A 20,204-nucleotide genomic window follows, 5' to 3' on the forward strand; every position below is an offset into this window, starting at 1 on the left:
GCAGGAGTTCGGTTACTCGGTCCGTATGAGGCAGCGGCCGGCCGGTGCCTTCGACCTCGACGCCGAACTCAAGATCCGGAGCTTTGGCACCTCGCCCCTCATCGAGAAGACCTTCACCAAGGACGTCGACATCTACGAGGTCCAGGCCATCCTCACCCAGTTCGCGGCCCGCCGGCCTGACAGGCAGGCCTGCCGTCCTGCCTGTCGCATCCCACGTCAACACGACGAGGGGCCCGGAACCGACACCGGTGTCGGTTCCGGGCCCCTCGCGTGTGGCCGGTCTACTTCGCCTGCGGCTTGCGCACCGTCAGGTGCAGTTCCTTCAGGCGGGCCTCGTCCAGCTCGGTCGGGGCGCCCATCATCAGGTCCTGGGCGTTGCCGTTGAGCGGGAAGGCGATGGTCTCGCGGATGCTGGGCTCGTCGGCGAGCAGCATGACGATGCGGTCGATGCCGGGCGCGATGCCGCCGTGCGGCGGGGCGCCGAAGCGGAACGCGCGCAGCATGCCGGCGAACTTCTCCTCGACCGTCTCGCGGTCGTAGCCCGCGATCTCGAAGGCCTTGATCATGACGTCCGGCTCGTGGTTCCGGATCGCACCCGAGGACAGCTCGACGCCGTTGCACACGATGTCGTACTGCCAGCCCAGGATGTCCAGCGGGTCCTGGGTCTCCAGGGCCTCCAGGCCGCCCTGCGGCATCGAGAAGGGGTTGTGGGAGAAGTCGATCGCGCCGGTGTCCGGGTCCTTCTCGTACATCGGGAAGTCGACGATCCAGCAGAAGCGGAAGACGTCCTCCTCGAACTGTCCGGCCCGCTTGGCGGCCTCGACCCGGACCGCGCCCATGATCTTCGAGACCTCGTCGAACTCACCCGCGCCGAAGAACACCGCGTGGCCGGGGGCCAGCGAGAGCCGCTTGGTCAGCTCGGCGACGTTCTCCTCGGTGAGGAACTTCGCGATCGGGCCGGTCAGCGAGCCGTCCTCGGCCACCCGCACCCACGCCAGGCCCTTCGCGCCCTGCGCGACCGCGTAGTCACCGAGCTGGTCGAAGAACTTGCGCGGCTGGCCGGAGACGTCCGGCACCGGCAGCGCGCGCACGTGCTTGCCGGCGAACGCCTTGAACTCCGAGCCCTCGAAGACGTCGGTGATGTCGACGAGCTCCGGCTTGGCGCGCAGGTCCGGCTTGTCGGAGCCGTACTTCAGCATCGCCTCGCGGAACGGGATCCGCGGGAACGGGGACGTCACGTGGCGGCCGTTGCCGAACTCCTCGAACAGCTCGGTCATCAGCTTCTCGATCGGCTGGAAGACGTCCTCCTGCTCGACGAAGCTCATCTCCACGTCGAGCTGGTAGAACTCGCCCGGCGAGCGGTCCGCGCGGGCGTCCTCGTCGCGGAAGCAGGGCGCGATCTGGAAGTAGCGGTCGAAGCCGGAGACCATCAGCAACTGCTTGAACTGCTGCGGAGCCTGCGGCAGCGCGTAGAACCTGCCCGCGTGGAGACGCGAGGGGACGACGAAGTCGCGGGCGCCCTCGGGGGAGGTGGCACTGAGGATGGGCGTCGCCATCTCGTTGAAGCCCAGCGCCGTCATCTTGTGGCGGATGGCCGAGATCACCGACGTCCGCAGCAGGATGTTGCGGTGCATGCGCTCGCGGCGCAGGTCCAGGAAGCGGTACTCCAGGCGCCGCTCCTCGTTGACCCCGTCCTCGGCGTTGATCGTGAAGGGGAGCGGAGCCGCCGCGCCCAGCACCTCGACCTCGCCGACCTCGACCTCGACCTCGCCGGTCGGCAGCTCGGGGTTGACGTTCTCCGCGCCACGGGAGACGACCTTGCCGTCGATCCGGACGACGGTCTCCTTGGAGAGCCGGTCCAGGGCCTCGTAGGCGGGCGTGCCGGGACGGGCCACGAGCTGCGTGATGCCGTAGTGATCGCGCAGATCGATGAAGAGGATGCCGCCCAGGTCGCGCCGATTGTGCAGCCAGCCGCTCAACCGGACGTCGGTGCCGACGTCAGAGGCGCGGAGCTCGCCGCAGGTGTGGGACCTGTACCGATGCATCGTCGTTCATCCAGCCTTCGCGGATCGGGGTCTTGGTGTCGGGGCCGTTGTTTCACGTGAAACTCCCCCAAGCCTACCGGCCGGTCCAAGATCACTGCCCCAGCTTTACCGGCCGCTCCCGTGAACACCGCCGGTGGCATTTTCCGCCCGAGACTCCATAAAGTGGGGCAATGCGCACTGGTGAGTCCCTGCCCTCCGTGAGGGACGTCCTCGCCCTCGTCGAGACCGGAAGATGGCACTGGGACACAGCAGCCGGGCTGGTGACGGTCGACGAGGTCTCGGCACGGCTCCTGGGGCTGCCCGCCGAGCAGGTCACCCTCACGGAGGCCCGGGTACGGGCACGGCTCCACCCGGTCGACTGGAACGAGATCACCGGTGTGGTCCGGCTCGCCGTCGCCGAAGGCACCCTCGCCGAGGTACGCATCCGGATCATGGACGACCAGGGGCAGGTCGTACGGGTGGTGCGCAGCCGCTCCAAGCCGACCTTCGACCCCCTGCGCAAGGCGTACCTGCTCACCGGGACCCTTCAGGAGGTCACCGATCCGGCACCCGGCACCCCCGCCGGCCGCAGCGCGGTCACCGGCGACTGGCGCCGGTCCCGGGAGGCGTTCCTGCTGGACGCGGGCAGGGCGCTGGCCGAGGCGCGGTCGACCCAGGAGGTGCTGCGGGTCGCGGCGAACCTCTCGATGCCGGGCTTCTCACCGGACGGACTCGCGGTGTACGGCGTGACGGGCGACCAGCTCACCGTCATCGGCCACCACGGACAGGAGCCCGACTCCGAAGGCCCGTTCTCCATGCCCCTGGACACGGCCTTCCCGGCCGCCGAGGTGGCACGGACGGGCCGCGCGATCTACGTGTCCAGCCCACAGCAGTACCGGGCCCGGTATCCCCTCACCTGGCCGCTGGCCGAACGCTTCGGCCACCAGTCCTGGGCCTTCCTGCCGCTGACGGCGTCCGGCCGCACGATGGGCACCTGGATGGTGGTCTTCGCCCACCCGGTCACCTTCACCCCCGACGAGCGGTCGGTGCTGACCACCGTGGCACGGATGCTGTCCCAGGCACTGACCCGCGCGGGCACCGCCGAGAGCGAGCGGGCCCTCACCAACGACCTGCAGCGCTCGATGCTGCCCAGGCTCGGCCCGCAGCGCATCCCGGGGATGAGCGTCGCCGCCCGGTACGTCCCCACCGGTGGCGGCCTCCAGGTCGGCGGTGACTGGTACGACGTGATCACGCTGCCGAACGAACGGTTCGCCCTGGTCATCGGGGACGTGCAGGGCCACGACGTACGGGCCGCCGGACTCATGGGCCAGTTGCGCATAGCCCTGCGGGCGTACGCCTCCGAGGGACACCGGCCCGACGCCGTGCTCTCCCGCGCCTCCCGCTTCCTGTACGGGATCAACGAGGCCGACCCCGTCGATCCGCGCTACGCGACGTGCCTGTACGTCGAGGTCGACCCGGCCGGCGGAGTGCTGGACGTCGCCCGCGCCGGACACCACGACCCTGCGGTCCGCATGCCCGACGCGACCGTACTGACCCGGCAGACGGCCGGCGGGGTTCCCCTGGGCATCGTCCCGGACGCCGACTACCCCACCACCCGCATGGTCCTGGAGCCCGGCGAGACCATGCTGATCTGCACGGACGGTCTGATCGAGACCGGCGGCCACGACCTGGACACCGGCTGGCGGCGACTGCGCACCATCCTCGAACGCCATCAGGGCAGCCTGGAGGAACTGGCCGACGCCCTGGTGCAGGCGGTCCACGGCCCCTCCTCGCACCACACCACCGGCCCCCTGACCGATCGCCGCGAGGACGACATCGCCCTGCTGCTGCTCACCCGGCAGGCCGAGGACCTCGGCGCGGGCGCCGGCACCGGTCCGGGCCCGGTACGGCAGGCGCTGCGCCGCACCATGCTGACGGTGGAGCAGTCCGAGCCGGAACGGGTCGCGGAGGCCCGGCAGCACCTGCGCGAGATGCTGCATGACTGGTGCTCGCCGGACCAGGTCGACTCGGCGGTCCTGCTCCTGTCGGAGGTGCTCACCAACGTTCTCGTGCACACCGACGCCGACGCCCTCCTCGAAGCCGAGATCCTCGGCGGGCCCGAGGGCCGCCGGATACACATCGAGGTCACCGACGGGGGTGCCGACCTCCCGCACATCCGCACGCCGGGCGAGCTGGCCTCTTCCGGCCGCGGCCTGCTCCTGATCGAACTCCTGGCCCACACCTGGGGCGTCACCCCGCGCGGCACGGGCAAGAGCATCTGGTTCGAGCTGGACGAGTCGGACTCCCCCCCGGAGGGGGCCGACGGGACCGGCGGGGCCGAGAGGGCCGCTGCCCCGACTCCCCACGAGGAACGCAGGCTTCACGAGGAACGCAGGCTTCACGAGAACCGCGCCACCCCGTGAAGGCCCTCGTCGCCCTCCGGTGCGGCGGCCGCAGGAGCGCCGTACCGAGCAGGGCGAGCGGTACGGGAGCCACCACCGCCCGGAACCGCGCGCAGTGCCGGGACCGACCGGTGGCCCCGCCCGGGAACGGACGGGGCCACCGCGCACTCGGCAGGTCAGGACTCCTGCGGTCCCGATGCCGACATGCCGTGCACGGCCGGGACGGTGCCCAGGCGGCCCTTCTGGAAGTCGTCGAAGGCCTGCTGGAGCTCCTCCCGGGTGTTCATCACGAACGGGCCGTAGTGGGCCATCGGCTCGCGGATCGGGCGGCCGCCGAGCAGGACGACGTCCAGGTCCGGCGTGTTCGAGTCCTGCTTCTCGTCCGCGCGGACGGTCAGCGAACCGCCGGCGCCGAAGACGGCCGTCTGCCCCACGTGGACCGGACGGCGCTCGGCGCCGACCGACCCGCGCCCGGCCATGACGTACGCCAGTCCGTTGAAGTCCTCGCGCCAGGGCAGGGTGATCTCCGCACCCGGCGCCAGCGTCGCGTGGACCATCGTGATCGGCGTGTGCGTGATGCCGGGGCCCTCGTGGCCGTCCAGCTCACCGGCGATGACGCGGAGCAGCGCGCCGCCGTCGGGGGAGGTGAGCAGCTGGACGCTGCCGCTGCGGATGTCCTGGTAGCGCGGCGCCATCATCTTGTCCTTGGCCGGCAGGTTCACCCACAGCTGGAGGCCGTGGAACAGCCCGCCGGACACGACCAGGTGCTCCGGCGGCGCCTCGATGTGCAGCAGGCCCGAGCCGGCCGTCATCCACTGCGTGTCGCCGTTGGTGATGGTGCCGCCGCCGCCCTGGCTGTCCTGGTGGTCGAAGATGCCGTCGACGATGTAGGTGACGGTCTCGAAGCCGCGGTGCGGGTGCCAGGGGGTCCCCTTGGGCTCCCCCGGCGCATAGTCCACCTCACCCATCTGGTCCATGACGATGAACGGGTCGAGATGGCGGTAGTTGATCCCGGCGAACGCCCGGCGCACCGGGAAGCCCTCGCCCTCGAAACCGCTCGGCGCGGTGGTGACGGTGAGCACGGGGCGTGCCGCGGCGTCGGCCGAAGCGGTCACACGGGGGAGCGCCAGCGGGTTCTCGACGGTCACTGCAGGCATGTCGGTACCTCCTCTTGTACGGCCACTTTAGTTGAGCATTGAACTTTCTGCCACCCCCAACAGAGAGGGCCCGGAGGGCATTCCCTCCGGGCTCGGCAGGCTCCTCGCCGGGCGACAACCATCCGTCCGTAGCCTCCCGGGGCAGAACGCCTGGTCCTCCTCGGTCAGGGGTGACCCAGGTGTTTCCCGGGTCACCCCTGACCGACGGGCCCCGCCCGGCCGACGGGTCACCCCTGACCGACGGCCCCCTCCCGGCCGCTTCCGGCGGTGGCGACGGTGGTGGTGGTAGTAGTGACGTCGTACCTCACGATCGGGCCGCCCACCCGGCACGCCCTGCGGACGCCGCCGGCGGACGGGCCGCGGGCGGCGTGAGCACCGCTGGGCATCCGCCGGTCAGTCCGCGCGGCAGAACGTGTCCCTCGCGGGCATCTCGCCCTCGACGAGGTAGCGCGTGGCGGTGTTCAACGCGCAGGAGTTGTTGCCCAGGACGTAGACGCCGTGCCCGCTGTCGTCGACGCTGACCAGCCGGGCCCGGTCGCCGAACTTCTGACGCAGCATCTTCCCGCCCCGGTGCGGGGTCGACGCGTCCCGCCGGTTCTGCAGGAGCAGCACGTTGCGCGGGCCCTCGGCGTCGATCTCCACCGGCGGTTCGGCGGGGGCGTGCGGCCAGAAGGCGCACGGTGTGATGTTGGCGGTGGCGGCGCCGTACAGCGGGTAGCGCTCGCGGTCCTCGGCGACGCCCCGCCGGTAGGTGTTGACGTCCTCGGGCCACTCGACGTCGTTGCAGGTGACGGAGAGGAACACGGTCAGCGCGTTGTCGACCGGCGACAACGTCCCGTCCGCCGTTTCCTCCCGGGCGGTCGCCAGGGCGCGGGCCGCCGCCTCGTCGCCTTCGCGCACCGCCTGCCAGGCCTGTGCCAGCGTGGGGTACTGCGACTGCTTGTACAGGTGGCCGAAGGTCAGGAGCCGGAAGAGGTTGCCGTCGATCCCCGCGACCGGAGCCCTGTCGAGTCTGCCGGCGATGGTGAGGTAGGACGCCCGGACCTGTTCGGGCGTGTGGCCCAGGCCGTAGCTGTCGTGCCGGCGGGCGGCCCACTGCGCGAAGTCCGGCAGGGTCTGCTCCATGCCGAGCGCGAAGCGGCGCATGCCGTCGCGGTCGAGGTGGGTGTCTCCGATGTTGCTGTCGAGCACGACGCGGTCGGTGCGCTCGGGGAACATCGACGCGTAGGCGGCGCCGAGTGCCGTGCCGTAGGAGTAGCCCAGGTAGCTGGTCTTCTCCTCGCCGAGCGCGGCCCGGATCCGGTCCAGGTCGCGGGCGGTGTTCGCGGTGGTGAGGTGGCGCAGCCGGCCGTCGCGGTCGTTGTCCGCGCACTGCTCGGCCGCCTGCTCGGCGATCTTCGCCTGCGCGGTGACCGCGGCGTCGTCGACCGCGTAGGGCGGGATGTTGGCGTTGTAGGGGCCGTCCTGCGTGAAGCCGCAGCTGACCGGTGCGGAATGACCGATCCCCCGGGTGTCCATGCCGATCAGGTCGTAGCGGTCGGTGACGCTGCTGGGCAGGCCCCGGGCCACCAGCAGCGCGGACAGCGCCAGCCCGGACCCGCCGGGGCCGCCCGGGTTGAGCATGAGGACGCCGCGCCGCTCGTCCGGGTCGGCGGCGGCCAGCCGGGAGACGGTGAGGTCGATCTGCTCGCCCTTCGGGTCGGCGTAGTCCAGCGGCACGGGCACGGTGGCGCACCGCAGCTCGGTCGGAGCGGCTTCGGCCACGACGTCGTCGGGGCACCGGCCCCACTCCGTCTGCGGCGTCTTCGGCTCCTCGGCGGCGGCGGGCACCGGGGCCAGCGAGCCGCCCAGGCCGAGGACCACCAGGAGGGCCAGGCTCTGGCCGACACTGAGTTGTCGTTTCATGTCCAGTCTCCGCATACCGGTTCGTGGTCGTGGTCGCGGCCATCCCACTCCGTGCCCCTGGGGCACGGTCAACAACGGCCGGCGCGGAACCGGCCAGTGGTTGACCGTGCCCCGGGGGCACGGTTTTGAATGGGCTCCGGGAACGAGGCTGGAGAAAGGGCTCCTGGTGGCGTGGAGTACGCGTCAGCTGGCGGAACTCGCGGGTACGACGACCAAGACCGTCCGGCACTACCACGAGATCGGCCTGCTGGACGAGCCGGAACGGGCGTCCAACGGCTACAAACGGTACGGCGTCAACCATCTGGTCCGCCTGCTGCGCATCCGCAGACTGACCGACCTCGGCGTGGCCCTCGCGGACGTCCCCTCGGTCGAGAGCGGCGACGAGAAGGCGCGGCAGATCCTCCGGGACCTGGACGCCGAACTCGCGGCGGACATCGAACGCCGACAGCGGATGCGGCGGGAACTGGCGGCCGTCATGGAGAACCGGGCCGCGCTCGACATGTCCCCGGACTTCAGGACACTCGCCGACGACCTGCCCGATACCCAGCGGTCCCTGCTGCTGGCCTACTCCAGCATCCTCACCCCCGAGGCGATGGCCGCCCTCCGGGAGCAGCTCTCGAGGCCTCGCGGTGACCTCGACGCGGAATTCGCGGCGCTCGACGAGGACGCTCCCGACGAAGTGCGGCAGCGGCTGGCGGAGCGGATGGCGCCCGATGTCCGCCAACAGCACAGGGACCACCCAGGTCTGGCCGACCTGGAGTTCTCCTCGCACCGGGATACGGCGGTCGCGCGGTCGGTCGTCGTGCACGCGCTGGTCGAGTTCTACAACCGCGCCCACCTCGACGTGCTGCAACGCGTCCACGCGATCCTCTTCGAGGACGACGCCGCCGAGGGCGGGGACGACGCCGCCCAGGAGTGAGGGCTGCGCCGGGACCGGGCTCGCCCCCGCCGCTTCGGCGTGCGGTCCGGGAGCAAGGGCTCGATCCGCGCCCACCGCGCGCCAGCCAACGGCACGCCCGGGCCAACGACCGACGGGTCCAGCCGGAACCGCCTAGCCGTACATGCGCCGCATCGCGAACTCGACCATCTGCTCCACGGCCTTCGCGTCGAACACCATCCGGTGCTCGCCCTCCATGTCGAGCACGAAGCCGTAGCCGGTCGGCAGCAGGTCGATCACCTCGGCGCCGGTGATCACGAAGTACTTGGACTCCTTGCCCGCGTACCGCCGCAGCTCCTTCAGCGAGGTGAACATCGGGATCACCGGCTGCTGGGTGTTGTGCAGGGCGAGGAAGCCCGGGTTGTCGCCGCGCGGGCAGTACACCTTGGACGTCGCGAAGACCTGCTGGAAGTCCTCGGCGGTCACCTGGCCCGTGGTGAAGGCGCGCACCGCGTCCGCGAGCGACGGTGCGGACGGCTCCGGGTACAACGGCGGCTGCTGCTGCTGCCCATAGCCGCCCTGCATCTGCTGCTGCGGCGGGGCATACCCCTGCTGTGCCCCTACGTTCTGGTCGTAGCCGTACATGCGCGCAAGCGTACCGAGAGCACCGCGGGGCCGGGCGGGGTACGGGCGGGTAGGGACGGACAGGGGGGAGCAGAGGCGGAACCGCGGTTCTCGTCACACATGGCCGGATCGGGCTTGCTTCTTATTACTGGCGGGTAGCATCATCGTAGCTACTTGTTGGTATGCAAACCTGTGCGAGGAACCCAGTGCCTCGCCGTTCTCTCTACGGACCGGGAGCCGTCACCATGGGGCACTACAAGTCCAATCTCCGCGACATCGAGTTCAACCTGTTCGAGGTACTCGGGCGCGACAAGCTGTACGGCACCGGACCGTTCGAAGAGATGGATGTCGACACCGCGAAGAGCGTCCTCGAGGAGCTGACCCGCCTCTCGGAGAACGAGCTGGCCGAGTCCTTCGCCGACGCCGACCGCAACCCGCCGGTCTTCGACCCGGAGACCGGCACCGCGCCGGTTCCCGCGTCCTTCAAGAAGAGCTACCAGGCCTTCATGGACTCCGAGTACTGGCGTCTGGGCCTGCCCGAGGCCATCGGCGGCACGACGACTCCCCCCTCGCTGATCTGGGCGTACGCCGAGCTGGTCCTGGGCGCCAACCCGGCCGTGTGGATGTACTCCTCCGGCCCCGCCTTCGCCGGGGTCCTGTACGACGAGGGCAACGACGCGCAGAAGAAGATCGCGCAGATCGCCGTCGAGCGGCAGTGGGGCTCCACCATGGTCCTCACCGAGCCGGACGCCGGCTCGGACGTGGGCGCCGGCCGCACCAGGGCCGTGGAGCAGGAGGACGGCTCCTGGCACATCGAGGGCGTGAAGCGGTTCATCACCTCGGGTGAGCACGACATGTCGGAGAACATCCTCCACTACGTGCTCGCGCGTCCCGAGGGCGCCGGACCCGGCACCAAGGGCCTGTCCCTCTTCCTCGTCCCGAAGTACCTCTTCGACGCCGAGAGCGGCGAGCCCGGCGAGCGCAACGGCGTCTACGCCACGAACGTCGAGCACAAGATGGGCCTGAAGGCGTCCAACACCTGCGAGATGACCTTCGGCGACCGGCACCCCGCCAAGGGCTGGCTGATCGGCGACAAGCACGACGGCATCCGCCAGATGTTCCGCATCATCGAGTTCGCCCGCATGATGGTCGGCACGAAGGCGATCTCCACCCTCTCCACCGGTTACCTCAACGCGCTGGAGTACGCCAGGGAGCGCGTCCAGGGCCCGGACCTCGCGAACTTCATGGACAAGTCCGCGCCCAAGGTCACCATCACCCACCACCCCGACGTGCGCCGCTCGCTGATGACGCAGAAGGCGTACGCGGAGGGCATGCGCGCGCTCGTCCTGCACACCGCCTCGGTGCAGGACACGATCGCGGTCAAGGCGGCGGCCGGCGAGGACACCTCGGCCGAGCACGCGCTCAACGACCTGCTCCTGCCGATCGTCAAGGGCTACGGCTCCGAGAAGGGCTACGAGCAGCTCGCCCAGTCGCTGCAGACCTTCGGCGGGTCCGGCTTCCTGCAGGAGTACCCGATCGAGCAGTACATCCGCGACTCCAAGATCGACACCCTGTACGAGGGCACCACCGCGATCCAGGGCCAGGACTACTTCTTCCGGAAGATCGTCCGCAACCAGGGCGCGGCCCTGAACTCGGTCGCCGAGGACATCAAGCAGTTCCTCGCCCTCGGCACCGGCGGTGAGGAACTGGCGGGCGCCCGCGAGCACCTGTCCAAGGCCACCGTCGAGCTGGAGGCCCTCGTCGGCCTGATGCTCACCGACCTCGCGGCCACCGAGCAGGACGTCAAGAACATCTACAAGGTGGGTCTGAACACCACCCGCCTGCTGATGGCCTCCGGCGACGTCATCGTCGGCTACCTGCTCCTGCGGGGTGCCGCGGTCGCCGCCGAGAAGCTCCAGACGGCCTCCGGCAAGGACGTCCCCTTCTACACCGGCAAGATCGCCGCGGCGAAGTTCTTCGCGGCCAACGTACTCCCCGGCGTCACCCTGGCCCGCAGGATCGCCGAAGGCGTCGAGCTGGACCTGATGGAGCTGGACGAGGCGGCCTTCTAGGACGCCTTCGGACCTCCCGGCACAGACCGGAGGGGGTCCGCCCGGTCCTCTCCGGGCCCGGGCGGTCCTCTCCGGGACCGTCCGAGAACCGCCCGAGCCGGTACGAGGGCCCGCTTCCGCACGGGGAAGCGGGCCCTCGCCCTCGTGGGGCGGGCCCGCGCCCTCGTTAAGGTGAACCCATGAGCGAACCCGCCCGCCCGTCTCCCGCCGCCGCTCCACGGAGCGCTGCGCGCGCCCCTCTCGCCTTCGACCGCGGCCACACCGACGACCTCGTGGCCTTCCTCGCCGCCTCACCCACGCCGTACCACGCGGTGGCGAACGCCGCCGAGCGGCTGGAGAAGGCGGGCTTCCGGCAGGTCGTGGAGACGGACGCCTGGGACGGGACGGCCGGCGGCAGGTACGTACTGCGCGGCGGCGCGATCATCGCCTGGTACGTGCCCGAGGGCGCGGCCCCCCACACGCCGTTCCGGATCGTCGGCGCCCACACCGACTCCCCCAACCTGCGGGTGAAGCCGCGGCCCGACAGCGGGACGCAGGGCTGGCGCCAGGTGGCCGTGGAGATCTACGGCGGACCGCTGCTCAACTCCTGGCTCGACCGCGACCTGGGCCTGGCCGGCCGGCTGTCCCTGCGGGACGGTTCGACCCGGCTGGTGAACGTCGACCGTCCGCTGCTGCGTGTCCCGCAGCTCGCCATCCACCTGGACCGCTCGGTCAACGCCGACGGCCTCAAGCTCGACAAGCAGCGCCACATGCAGCCGGTCTGGGGCCTGGGCGAGGACGTGCGCGACGGCGACCTGATCGCCTTCCTGGAGGAGACCGCCGGGGTCCCGTCCGGCGAGGTCACCGGCTGGGACCTGATGGTGCACTCCGTGGAGCCGCCGGCGTACCTGGGCCGCGACAAGGAGCTGCTGGCCGGCCCGCGCATGGACAACCTGCTGTCCGTGCACGCCGGCACGGCCGCGCTGACGGCGGCGGCCGCGGCCGGGACGGGCCTGTCCCACATCCCCGTCCTCGCCGCCTTCGACCACGAGGAGAACGGTTCCCAGTCCGACACCGGTGCGGACGGGCCGCTGCTCGGCGGCGTGCTGGAGCGCTCGGTGTTCGCCCGCGGCGGCTCGTACGAGGACCGGGCACGCGCCTTCGCCGGAACCGTCTGCCTCTCCTCGGACACCGGACACGCCGTCCACCCCAACTACGCGGAGCGGCACGACCCCACGCACCACCCGCGCGTCGACGGCGGCCCGATCCTCAAGGTCAACGTCAACAACCGCTATGCCACGGACGGTTCGGGCCGGTCCGTGTTCGCGGCGGCCTGCGAGAGGGCGGGGGTGCCCTTCCAGTCGTTCGTCTCCAACAACTCCATGCCGTGCGGCACCACCATCGGTCCGATCACCGCGGCCCGGCACGGCATCAGGACCGTCGACATCGGTGTGGCCATCCTGTCGATGCACAGCGCGCGCGAACTGTGCGGTGCGAGGGACCCGTTCCTGTTGGCGAACGCGCTGACCGCGTTCCTGGACGGGTAGGGCGGGTCGGCCTCCTGCCCGAGAGCCGCGTCCTCGGGCAGGAGGCCAACTCGCTTCCGACGCATGAGTGATGACGGTCCGGGTACCCGGAGGCAACCGGAAGGACCGGGGAAGAGCCGGAGGCACCGGCCGGGAAGGCGGCACTCATGGGACTCGGAGGGTGCATCATCCTGATCGCCACGGGAGCGATCCTCACCTTCGCGACCGACTGGGACATGCAGGGGGTCAACCTGGACCTGGTCGGCGTCATCCTGATGGTCGTCGGCCTGATCGGTGTGGCGACCTTCAGCAGCATCGCGCGGCGCAGGCGCGTCGTCGTACCGCCCGCCACGCCGGTCGTCGAGGACACCCGCCCGCACACCCGTGACGGCTACAGCGACGGGTACGGGGTCTGACGGGACGTCGAGCCCGGCCCGGGTCCTGCCCGGGTCCGGGCTCCGTCAATCGGCCCAGCGGCTGCATCGGCACACCGGAGAGAGGGCACGCCTGGTGTCATGAGATTCCTCGTACGCGACCGGATCCTCGGGATCGGTGACGACTACTGGATCGAGGACGACCGGGGCAACAAGGTCTTCCTCGTCGACGGCAAGGCGATGCGGCTGCGGGACACGTTCGAACTGAAGGACGTCCAGGGCCGCGTCCTCATCGACATCCGCAAGAAGATGCTCGCCCTGCGCGACACCATGGTGATCGAGCGGGACGGCGAGGACCTGGCGACGATCCGGCGCAAGCGGCTGTCCCTGCTGCGCAACCACTACCGGGTCGCCCTGAGGGACGGCACCGAGCTGGACGTCAGCGGCAAGATCCTCGACCGTGAGTTCGCCGTGGAGTACGACGGTGAGCTGCTCGCCGTGATCTCACGGCGCTGGCGGCACATCCGGGAGACGTACGGCGTCGACGTCGTGCGGGACGACGCGGACCCGGCGCTGCTGATCTCGGTGGCGGTCTGCGTGATCCACCTGGCGGAGAAGGAGCGGGAGGACTAGGGCCTGCCGCCGGAGCGGCACCCGGGCACGCCACCCCGCCGCACACCGCCCGACAGCCCGAGCACGTTGGGCACGTGGGCCCCGGGAGGCACACCGGGAGCACGCACGGGGCGCCGGGCGGCCGCCCTCCGCCCCCGCCCAGACCCCTGGGGGTCGCCCGCCCGCTCCGGCCGGGGAGTCAGGGGTGCGGGCGGTCCAGGCCGAGGACGCGGTCCTTGAGGGCCGGGAACCGGTCGCGGGTCTTCGCGACCTCTGCCGGGTCGAAGTCGACCGTGAGGACCTGCTCGCCGGGGCCCGCCTCGGCCAGGACCTCTCCCCACGGGTCGACCACGATCGAGTGACCCGCCTGCGGGACCCCGGCGTGGGCCCCGGCCGTTCCGCACGCGAGGACGAACGCCTGGTTCTCCACGGCGCGTGCCCGCGCCAGCAGCGTCCAGTGGGACCGGCGGCGGTCCGGCCAGCCGGCCGGGACGACGAGCGTCTCGGCACCGGCGTCGACCAGGCCGCGGAAGAGTTCGGGGAAGCGGAGGTCGTAGCAGGTCGCCACACCGAGCGTGGTGTGCGGCAGCTCCACCGTCACCAGCGCGTCGCCCGCGCTCATCAGCACGGCCTCGCCCTGGTCGAAGCCGAAGCGGTGGATCTTGCGGTAGACGGCGGCCAGGTCGCCGGCGGGGGAGAAGACGAGCGAGGTGTTGTGGAGCGGCCCGTCACCCGCCGGGGAACCGCCGTCGGCGGCGCCCCGCTCCGGGACGGATCCCGCGTGCAGCCACACGCCCGCGTCGCGCGCGGCCGCGGCCATCGCCTCGCGGGTCGGCCCGCCGAGGGTCTCCGCCTCGCGCGCGAAGTCCTCGTAGGCGAACGCGCCGGTCGTCCACAGTTCCGGCAGGACGACGAGGTCGGCTCCGGCCTGCTCCCGTACCAGAGCGGCGACCCTGCGCCGACGGGATTCGACCGATTCGCCCTCGTTCACGGCGACTTGGAGCAACGAAGCGCGCACAATACCACCGTCCTGGCATTCGACTCGTCGGCACGGCCTACGATCGTCACACGAAAGCACTGCCGGGGTGCCTCACCGCAGCGTAACTTGGGGGCCCTCCCGGTTCGAGCGTAGCCGAGAACCGGGGGAGTCCCGAGACGCCCGCCGAGTGCAGCCACCGCCCACTGGCACCGCCGCCGCAACCGCCCGTGTACCGACCGCCGAGGGGTCCCGTTCCGTGAGTCTGCATCCCACCCTCCAGCCCTACGCCGACGCCTGGAACCACTCCGTCGAGGCGATATCCGAGCTGGTGCAGCCGCTCGTGGAGGCCGACTGGAACCGGCGGACACCGTGCCCGGGGTGGTCGGTCCGCGATGTGGTCTCCCACGTCATCGGACTGGACACCGAGATGCTGGGCGACCCCCGCCCCATCCACACCCTGCCGCGCGACCTGTTCCACGTCACCAACGACCGGCAGCGCTACACGGAGATCCAGGTCGACGTACGCCGCCACCACACGGCGCCGGAGATGACCTCCGAGCTGGAGTACGTCGTCATCCGCCGCAGCCGCCAGCTGCGGAACGAGTCGCGTGAGCCGGGCAGAACGGTGCGCGGCCCGCTCGGCTCGGAGCTCACACTGGAGGAGTCCATGCGCCGGCACGCGTTCGACGTGTGGGTGCACGAGCAGGACCTGCGGACGGCCCTCGGCCGCCCCGGCAACCTCGACTCCCCCGGCGCGCACATCGCCCGCGACGTGCTGCTCGCCGAGCTGCCGCGGGTGGTCGCCGAGAAGGCCCAGGCACCGCGCAGCTCGGCCGTGGTCATCGACGTCCACGGCCCCGTGGAGTTCCTGCGCACCGTCCGCGTCGACATCCAGGGCCGCGGCACGCTGGAGACCGCCCCGGCCCTCGGCCCGGCCGTCACCCTCGTCCTCGACTGGGAGACGTACGTCCGCCTCGCCTGCGGCCGGGTGACGCCGGACGCGGTGTCGGACCGGGTGAAGACGGAGGGCGACCCGGAGCTGGCGGCGGCGATCCTGCGCCACTTCGCGGTGACGCCCTGAGGCCTTTCGCGAAAGGGGCGTCGTCGCCCGGAGGGCGGCCGTGCGACGTCATGGGGCCGCCTGCTCGAGCGAAGCCGAGAGCTCGGGGGAGCGTGCTCGGGGCGTGCCGCCCGGAAGCCCTCGTACCGGGCGGGCGCACCCGGGCTTTCGGACGGTGCGCCGGGAGTGTGCGTGCCGGGACGCCGGGAGTGCGTGCCGGGCGTCGCACGGCACGCGCCACTTCCGCGACAGGCGCCGGGTCCGCCGGCCAGGGGCGGTGGAGGCGCGGGGCCCATGGCCGGCGCCCGGCGCTGCCCCACCGGGCGTTCCCACCACCGGGCGCTCCCGCGTCCCTACACCGGCACGTGCACGCTCTCCACCCTGCTGGCGACCAGCCGTTCCCGCTCCCTGCGCGCCGCCTGCCCGCGCAGCCGCAGGATCTGGGTGAGCCCGAGGGCCTGGAGGACGAAGACGGCGGTGAAGGCGACGCCGTAGTCCCCGCCGGTGGCGTCCAGCAGGGCACCGACGGCGAACAGGGTGGTCATGGAGGCGACGAAACCGCCCATGTTGGTGATGCCGGACGCCGTGCCCTGCCGCTCCGGCGGGTTCACCGGGCGGGAGAAGTCGAAGCCGATCATCGAGGCCGGCCCGCAGGCGCCCAGCACCGTGCACAGCACCACGAGCAGCCACATCGGCGCCGTCTCGGCCGGGTAGGCCAGCGTGAGGGCCCACAGCAGGGCCGTCGCCCCCACCGTCCCGAGGGCCAGGGGCAGCCGCGCACCGTGGTGACGGCCGATGACCTGACCGTAGACCAGCCCGAAGACCATGTTGGACAGCACCACGAGGGTGAGCAGCTCACCGGCGGTGGCCCGGGACAGCCCCTGCGCCTCGACGAGGTACGGCATGCCCCACAGCAGCAGGAACACCATCGCCGGGAACTGCGTGGTGAAGTGCACCCACATCCCGAGCCGGGTCCCCGGTTCGCGCCAGGAGGCGGCGATCTGCCGGCGTACGTAGGCCGCGCCCCGGTGCGGGACGGGGCCGGGCCCGTGGCCCTCGGGGTGGTCCTTCAGGAACAGGACGAGCAGGACGAACACCGCGACACCGGCGAGCGCGCTGCCCCCGAAGGCGGCCGTCCAGCCGATGCCGTGCAGCAGCCGGGCCAGGACCAGGGTGGAGACGAGGTTGCCCGCCATGCCGGCCAGTCCGGCGAACTGCCCGATCAGCGGCCCGCGCCGGGCCGGGAACCACCGGCCGCCCAGCCGCAGCACGCTGATGAACGTCATGGCGTCCCCGCAGCCGAGCAGGGCCCGGGAGGCGAGCGCCATGCCGTACGACGGGGAGAGGGCGAAGCCGAGCTGCCCGACGGTGAACAGCACGACGCCGATGCCCAGCACCCTCCTGGTGCCGAGCCGGTCGACGAGCAGTCCGACGGGTATCTGCATGCCCGCGTAGACCAGCAGCTGGAGGATGGAGAAGGTGGACAGGGCGGAGGCGTTGACGCCGAAGCGGTCGGCCGCGTCGAGGCCGGCCACGCCCAGGGACGTACGGAAGGTGACGGCGACGAAGTAGACCGAGACGCCGATCCCCCACATCACCAGGGCGCGCCGCCCGCCCGGAGGGTCCCCGGGCAGCGCACCCGTACCTCCTGTACCGCTCATCGCACTTCTCCCCGGGCCAGGTGGGAGAACCAGCCGACGTGCCGGCCCACGACCGCGGCGGCCGCGTCCGGGTCCCCCGCGCGCAGCGCCTCGAGGATCTCCTGGTGCTCGGAGAGGGTCTTGGCGATGCGGTCGGGGTGCGAGTGCATGACGGCGACCCCCATGCGCAGCTGACGGTCGCGGAGCTGGTCGTAGAGACGGGAGAGGATCTCGTTGCCGCCGCTGCGGACGATCTCGGCGTGGAAACAGCGGTCGGTGACGGACGCGGCGGCGAAGTCACCGGCGGCGGCCTGCTCCTTCTGCCGGGCGAGCAGGGCCTCCAGCCGCTCGATGAGCCCCGGCGGCGCGGGGACGGCCTTGCGTACCGCGTGCTCCTCGACGAGCAGCCGGGTCTCGACGACGTCGGTGATCTCCTGCGCCGAGACGGGCAGGACGAGGGCGCCCTTCTTCGGGTAGAGACGGATCAGTCCCTCGACCTCCAGCCGCAGCAGCGCCTCGCGCACCGGCGTGCGCGAGACCCCGACGGCCTCGGCCAGCTCCCCCTCGGTCAACAGCGCGCCGCCCTCGTAGCGACGCTCCAGGACACCCCGCTTGACGTGGGCGTAGACGCGATCGGCGGCAGGGGGTTGCTTCACGGGGACCGGACTCATGCCGACAGGATAGATACAACACGTACCCAAGAATGCCTCCGTCCACGATGCGGACCCCGGAAGCGGCCCCGGCCTTCCCGTACAACCATCCGCCCCGCCTACGTGTCAGACTCGTGCGGCCCCTCCCGGTCGCGCCTCAAGTCGGCCACAGCAATGGGACATTCAATACAATCGGGGTATCTCACTTGAACATCGACATTCAAGGCATCCGGGTCCGCAGAGCCGTCGGCGCCGCCGTGACCACCGGCGTCGTGCTGGCCTCCGGCGCCCTCCACGCGGCGCCCGCGCAGGCCGCCGCCGCGCCCACGATCGCCGCCAAGGGCGGCTTCGTGATGAACCACGCGAACGGCAAGTCCCTCTACACCAAGGCCGCGGACACCCGGCGTTCGACCGGTTCCACGACGAAGATCATGACCGCGAAGGTCGTGCTCGCGCAGAAGAACCTGAACCTGAACTCCAAGGTCACGATCCAGATGGCCTACAGCGACTACATCGTGGCGAACAACGCGTCGTCCGCACGGCTGATCGTCGGCGACAAGGTCACCGTGCGCCAGCTGCTGTACGGCCTGATGCTGCCGTCCGGCTGCGACGCGGCGTACGCGCTGGCCGACAAGTTCGGCACCGGCTCGACGCGGGCCGCGCGCGTGAAGTCCTTCATCGGCAAGATGAACGCCGACGCGAAGAAACTGGGCCTGAAGAACACCAACTTCGACTCGTTCGACGGCATCGGCAAGGGCAAGAACTACTCCACGCCGCGCGATCTGACGAAGATCGCGAGCAGCGCGATGAAGAGCTCCACGTTCCGCGCGATCGTCAAGACGAAGAAGTACACGGCGAAGACCGTCACGAAGACGGGCAGCACCCGCACGATGGCGCCGTGGACCAACACCAACGGGCTGCTCAGCGGTTACAGCGGCACGACCGGCGTGAAGACCGGCTCGGGCCCGGAGGCCAAGTACTGCCTGGTCTTCGCCGCGACGCGCAACGGCAGGACCGTCATCGGCACGGTCCTGGCCTCGACGGGGTCCACGCAGCGCGAAACGGACGCCAAGAAGATCATGAACTACGGCTTCGGCAGGATCTGATCCCCTCGGCGGTACGCGGGCCGTCACGGGGCTCACCGATCCCGGTGGGCCCCTTTTCCCTGCCGCACGCCGCCGTCCGTCCCACACACTCCCGCCGGCCGGTACAGCGGTTTCGATCATCTTTGCTCGCAGTCGTGAACATCCTCGAACCAGCTGGCATATGCCCTCCGCCCCGCTCTACGTTCCGCGACGGAGGTGGTTCACGTGAACGAACCGAGCAAACGGCAGAACTCTGCCGGGCAGTACGAGGCGATCGACGTCAGCGACTTTGTGCACGCGGCTACCGGCGCCCGGGTACGGAGGCTGACCGTGCCGGACGGGACGCACTGGTTTCCGGCGGTGGATGTCTGCAAGGAACTGGGACACACCAACTCCCGGCAGGCGCTCGCCGATCACGTCCCCGACGAGCACCGAGAGATTCCCGAGACCGTAGCCGGAGCTTACGGTCTCAGCATTCCCGCAGGTAGGCAGTGGCGTCGAGACCTGAACGTCCTCTCTCTGAGAGGTCTCATCCTCCTCGTCAACGCCTGCACCAAACCGGCCTGCGCACCCTTCAAGCAGTGGGTGGCCGAGGTGATCGAGACCGTGCAGCGGAAAGGTCACTACACCTTGGCGGAGGCCGAGGTGCAGCCTGCCGAACCGGGTGCCCCCGTCGCCTACGCCATGCGGGAACAGGTCGCCGAGGCCATCGTCCGGCTGGAAGCGCACAACCTCCAGCTGGATGAGGAGCTGGTCGGCGGGCAGCGCGAATCGATCGCGTTGCACAGGGAGATGCTGGCCACGCAACAGGCCGCCCTCGACGTGCAGCAGGCCATGGTCCGGGCGATGGAACGTATCGCGGACCGGTTCGACACCCTCGTCCTCGAACGTCGGACACCCCAGGGCCACCTCACCGCGCTGCCCACCACCGAGTCGGTGCTGGCCGACTGGCGGCAGCGGCTGTCCGTGACCGAGGACGTGTGGGCGGTGGCCGTGGTGATCGCCCCGGTGCTCGTCGAGAAGGGGGAGCTGCGCGAGCCCCCGGAGTCGATCGCCGCCCGTACGGGGATTTCCGTGCGCCGTGTCAACGAATGCCTCCGGCTGCTGCGCGAGCACGCCTGCATTCGCCCGCGGGGCGGGTCCGGGAACGGCGCTCCGGTGTACGTGCTCCATCAGGTCTGAGCCCGGGCGCAGCAGGAGGGGCGCCGCAACTCCAACTTGCGGCGCCCCTCCTGTGA

At 70.9% G+C, this 20,204-nt stretch carries 16 protein-coding genes and 1 pseudogene; 10 read left to right on the plus strand and 7 right to left on the minus strand.

Annotation, left to right across the window (positions count from 1 at the left end):
- Positions 1–40 precede the first annotated feature (40 nt).
- Positions 41–172 (plus strand): annotated as a pseudogene (locus ORI94_RS00575) (PH domain-containing protein); the annotation flags it as partial.
- Between the two features lie 109 nt (positions 173–281).
- On the opposite strand, the gene aspS reads toward ORI94_RS00575, so the two are convergent.
- Positions 282–2,045: an aspartate--tRNA ligase gene (aspS, locus tag ORI94_RS00580; RefSeq protein WP_266071674.1), complete on the minus strand. Its 1,764-nt coding sequence runs from the start codon at positions 2,043–2,045 to the stop codon at positions 282–284.
- 170 nt (positions 2,046–2,215) lie between these two features.
- Between aspS and ORI94_RS00585 the strand changes: the two genes are divergently transcribed.
- Positions 2,216–4,447, plus strand: a complete 2,232-nt coding sequence (locus ORI94_RS00585) for a SpoIIE family protein phosphatase (protein ID WP_266071675.1) — start codon at positions 2,216–2,218, stop codon at positions 4,445–4,447.
- A 155-nt stretch (positions 4,448–4,602) separates the two neighbouring features.
- Here ORI94_RS00585 and ORI94_RS00590 read toward each other — a convergent pair whose 3' ends face one another.
- Complete coding sequence (locus tag ORI94_RS00590) at positions 4,603–5,583, minus strand: pirin family protein (RefSeq protein ID WP_266071676.1); 981 nt, start codon at positions 5,581–5,583, stop codon at positions 4,603–4,605.
- A gap of 393 nt (positions 5,584–5,976) precedes the next feature.
- Positions 5,977–7,488, minus strand: coding sequence for an alpha/beta hydrolase (locus tag ORI94_RS00595; protein WP_266071677.1), 1,512 nt, complete (start codon positions 7,486–7,488; stop codon positions 5,977–5,979).
- Positions 7,489–7,654: 166 nt separating this feature from the next.
- On the opposite strand from ORI94_RS00595, the gene ORI94_RS00600 reads away from it, so the two are divergent.
- Positions 7,655–8,407 carry a MerR family transcriptional regulator gene (locus tag ORI94_RS00600; protein WP_266071678.1) on the plus strand — a complete coding sequence of 251 codons (753 nt, stop codon included), beginning with the start codon at positions 7,655–7,657 and terminating at the stop codon, positions 8,405–8,407.
- A 132-nt stretch (positions 8,408–8,539) separates the two neighbouring features.
- Here the strand turns inward: ORI94_RS00600 and ORI94_RS00605 are convergent, their stop codons facing one another.
- Positions 8,540–9,010, minus strand: coding sequence for an SseB family protein (locus ORI94_RS00605; protein ID WP_266071679.1), 471 nt, complete (start codon positions 9,008–9,010; stop codon positions 8,540–8,542).
- Positions 9,011–9,234: 224 nt separating this feature from the next.
- Here ORI94_RS00605 and ORI94_RS00610 point away from each other — a divergent pair, with 224 nt between their 5' ends.
- From ORI94_RS00610 to ORI94_RS00625, 4 genes are all read left to right on the plus strand, one after another.
- A complete protein-coding gene (locus ORI94_RS00610) occupies positions 9,235–11,061 on the plus strand; it encodes an acyl-CoA dehydrogenase (RefSeq protein WP_266071680.1) in 1,827 nt (608 codons plus the stop codon).
- 179 nt (positions 11,062–11,240) lie between these two features.
- Positions 11,241–12,587 (plus strand): M18 family aminopeptidase, encoded by a 1,347-nt coding sequence (locus tag ORI94_RS00615; protein ID WP_266071681.1) that lies wholly within the window; start codon positions 11,241–11,243, stop codon positions 12,585–12,587.
- A gap of 146 nt (positions 12,588–12,733) precedes the next feature.
- Complete coding sequence (locus tag ORI94_RS00620) at positions 12,734–12,982, plus strand: DUF6458 family protein (RefSeq protein ID WP_042163067.1); 249 nt, start codon at positions 12,734–12,736, stop codon at positions 12,980–12,982.
- A 99-nt stretch (positions 12,983–13,081) separates the two neighbouring features.
- Positions 13,082–13,573 (plus strand): LURP-one-related/scramblase family protein, encoded by a 492-nt coding sequence (locus tag ORI94_RS00625; protein ID WP_266071682.1) that lies wholly within the window; start codon positions 13,082–13,084, stop codon positions 13,571–13,573.
- 178 nt (positions 13,574–13,751) lie between these two features.
- Here ORI94_RS00625 and ORI94_RS00630 read toward each other — a convergent pair whose 3' ends face one another.
- Positions 13,752–14,570 (minus strand): carbon-nitrogen family hydrolase, encoded by an 819-nt coding sequence (locus ORI94_RS00630; protein ID WP_266071683.1) that lies wholly within the window; start codon positions 14,568–14,570, stop codon positions 13,752–13,754.
- Between the two features lie 217 nt (positions 14,571–14,787).
- On the opposite strand from ORI94_RS00630, the gene ORI94_RS00635 reads away from it, so the two are divergent.
- Positions 14,788–15,612, plus strand: a complete 825-nt coding sequence (locus ORI94_RS00635) for a maleylpyruvate isomerase family mycothiol-dependent enzyme (RefSeq protein ID WP_266071684.1) — start codon at positions 14,788–14,790, stop codon at positions 15,610–15,612.
- A 332-nt stretch (positions 15,613–15,944) separates the two neighbouring features.
- On the opposite strand, the gene ORI94_RS00640 is transcribed toward ORI94_RS00635, so the two are convergent.
- Both ORI94_RS00640 and ORI94_RS00645 read right to left on the minus strand, forming a co-directional pair.
- Positions 15,945–17,252: an MFS transporter gene (locus ORI94_RS00640; protein WP_266071685.1), complete on the minus strand. Its 1,308-nt coding sequence runs from the start codon at positions 17,250–17,252 to the stop codon at positions 15,945–15,947.
- A complete protein-coding gene (locus ORI94_RS00645) occupies positions 17,249–17,902 on the minus strand; it encodes a GntR family transcriptional regulator (RefSeq protein ID WP_266071686.1) in 654 nt (217 codons plus the stop codon). Before ORI94_RS00645 ends, ORI94_RS00640 begins: the two co-directional genes overlap by 4 nt.
- 185 nt (positions 17,903–18,087) lie before the next feature.
- Here ORI94_RS00645 and ORI94_RS00650 point away from each other — a divergent pair, with 185 nt between their 5' ends.
- Positions 18,088–18,987, plus strand: coding sequence for a D-alanyl-D-alanine carboxypeptidase family protein (locus ORI94_RS00650; protein WP_266071687.1), 900 nt, complete (start codon positions 18,088–18,090; stop codon positions 18,985–18,987).
- A gap of 204 nt (positions 18,988–19,191) precedes the next feature.
- Positions 19,192–20,148: a Bro-N domain-containing protein gene (locus ORI94_RS00655; protein ID WP_266071695.1), complete on the plus strand. Its 957-nt coding sequence runs from the start codon at positions 19,192–19,194 to the stop codon at positions 20,146–20,148.
- Positions 20,149–20,204 lie beyond the last annotated feature (56 nt).

The sequence above is a fragment of the Streptomyces sp. NEAU-W12 genome (assembly GCF_026242095.1).
Lineage (GTDB): Bacteria > Actinomycetota > Actinomycetes > Streptomycetales > Streptomycetaceae > Streptomyces.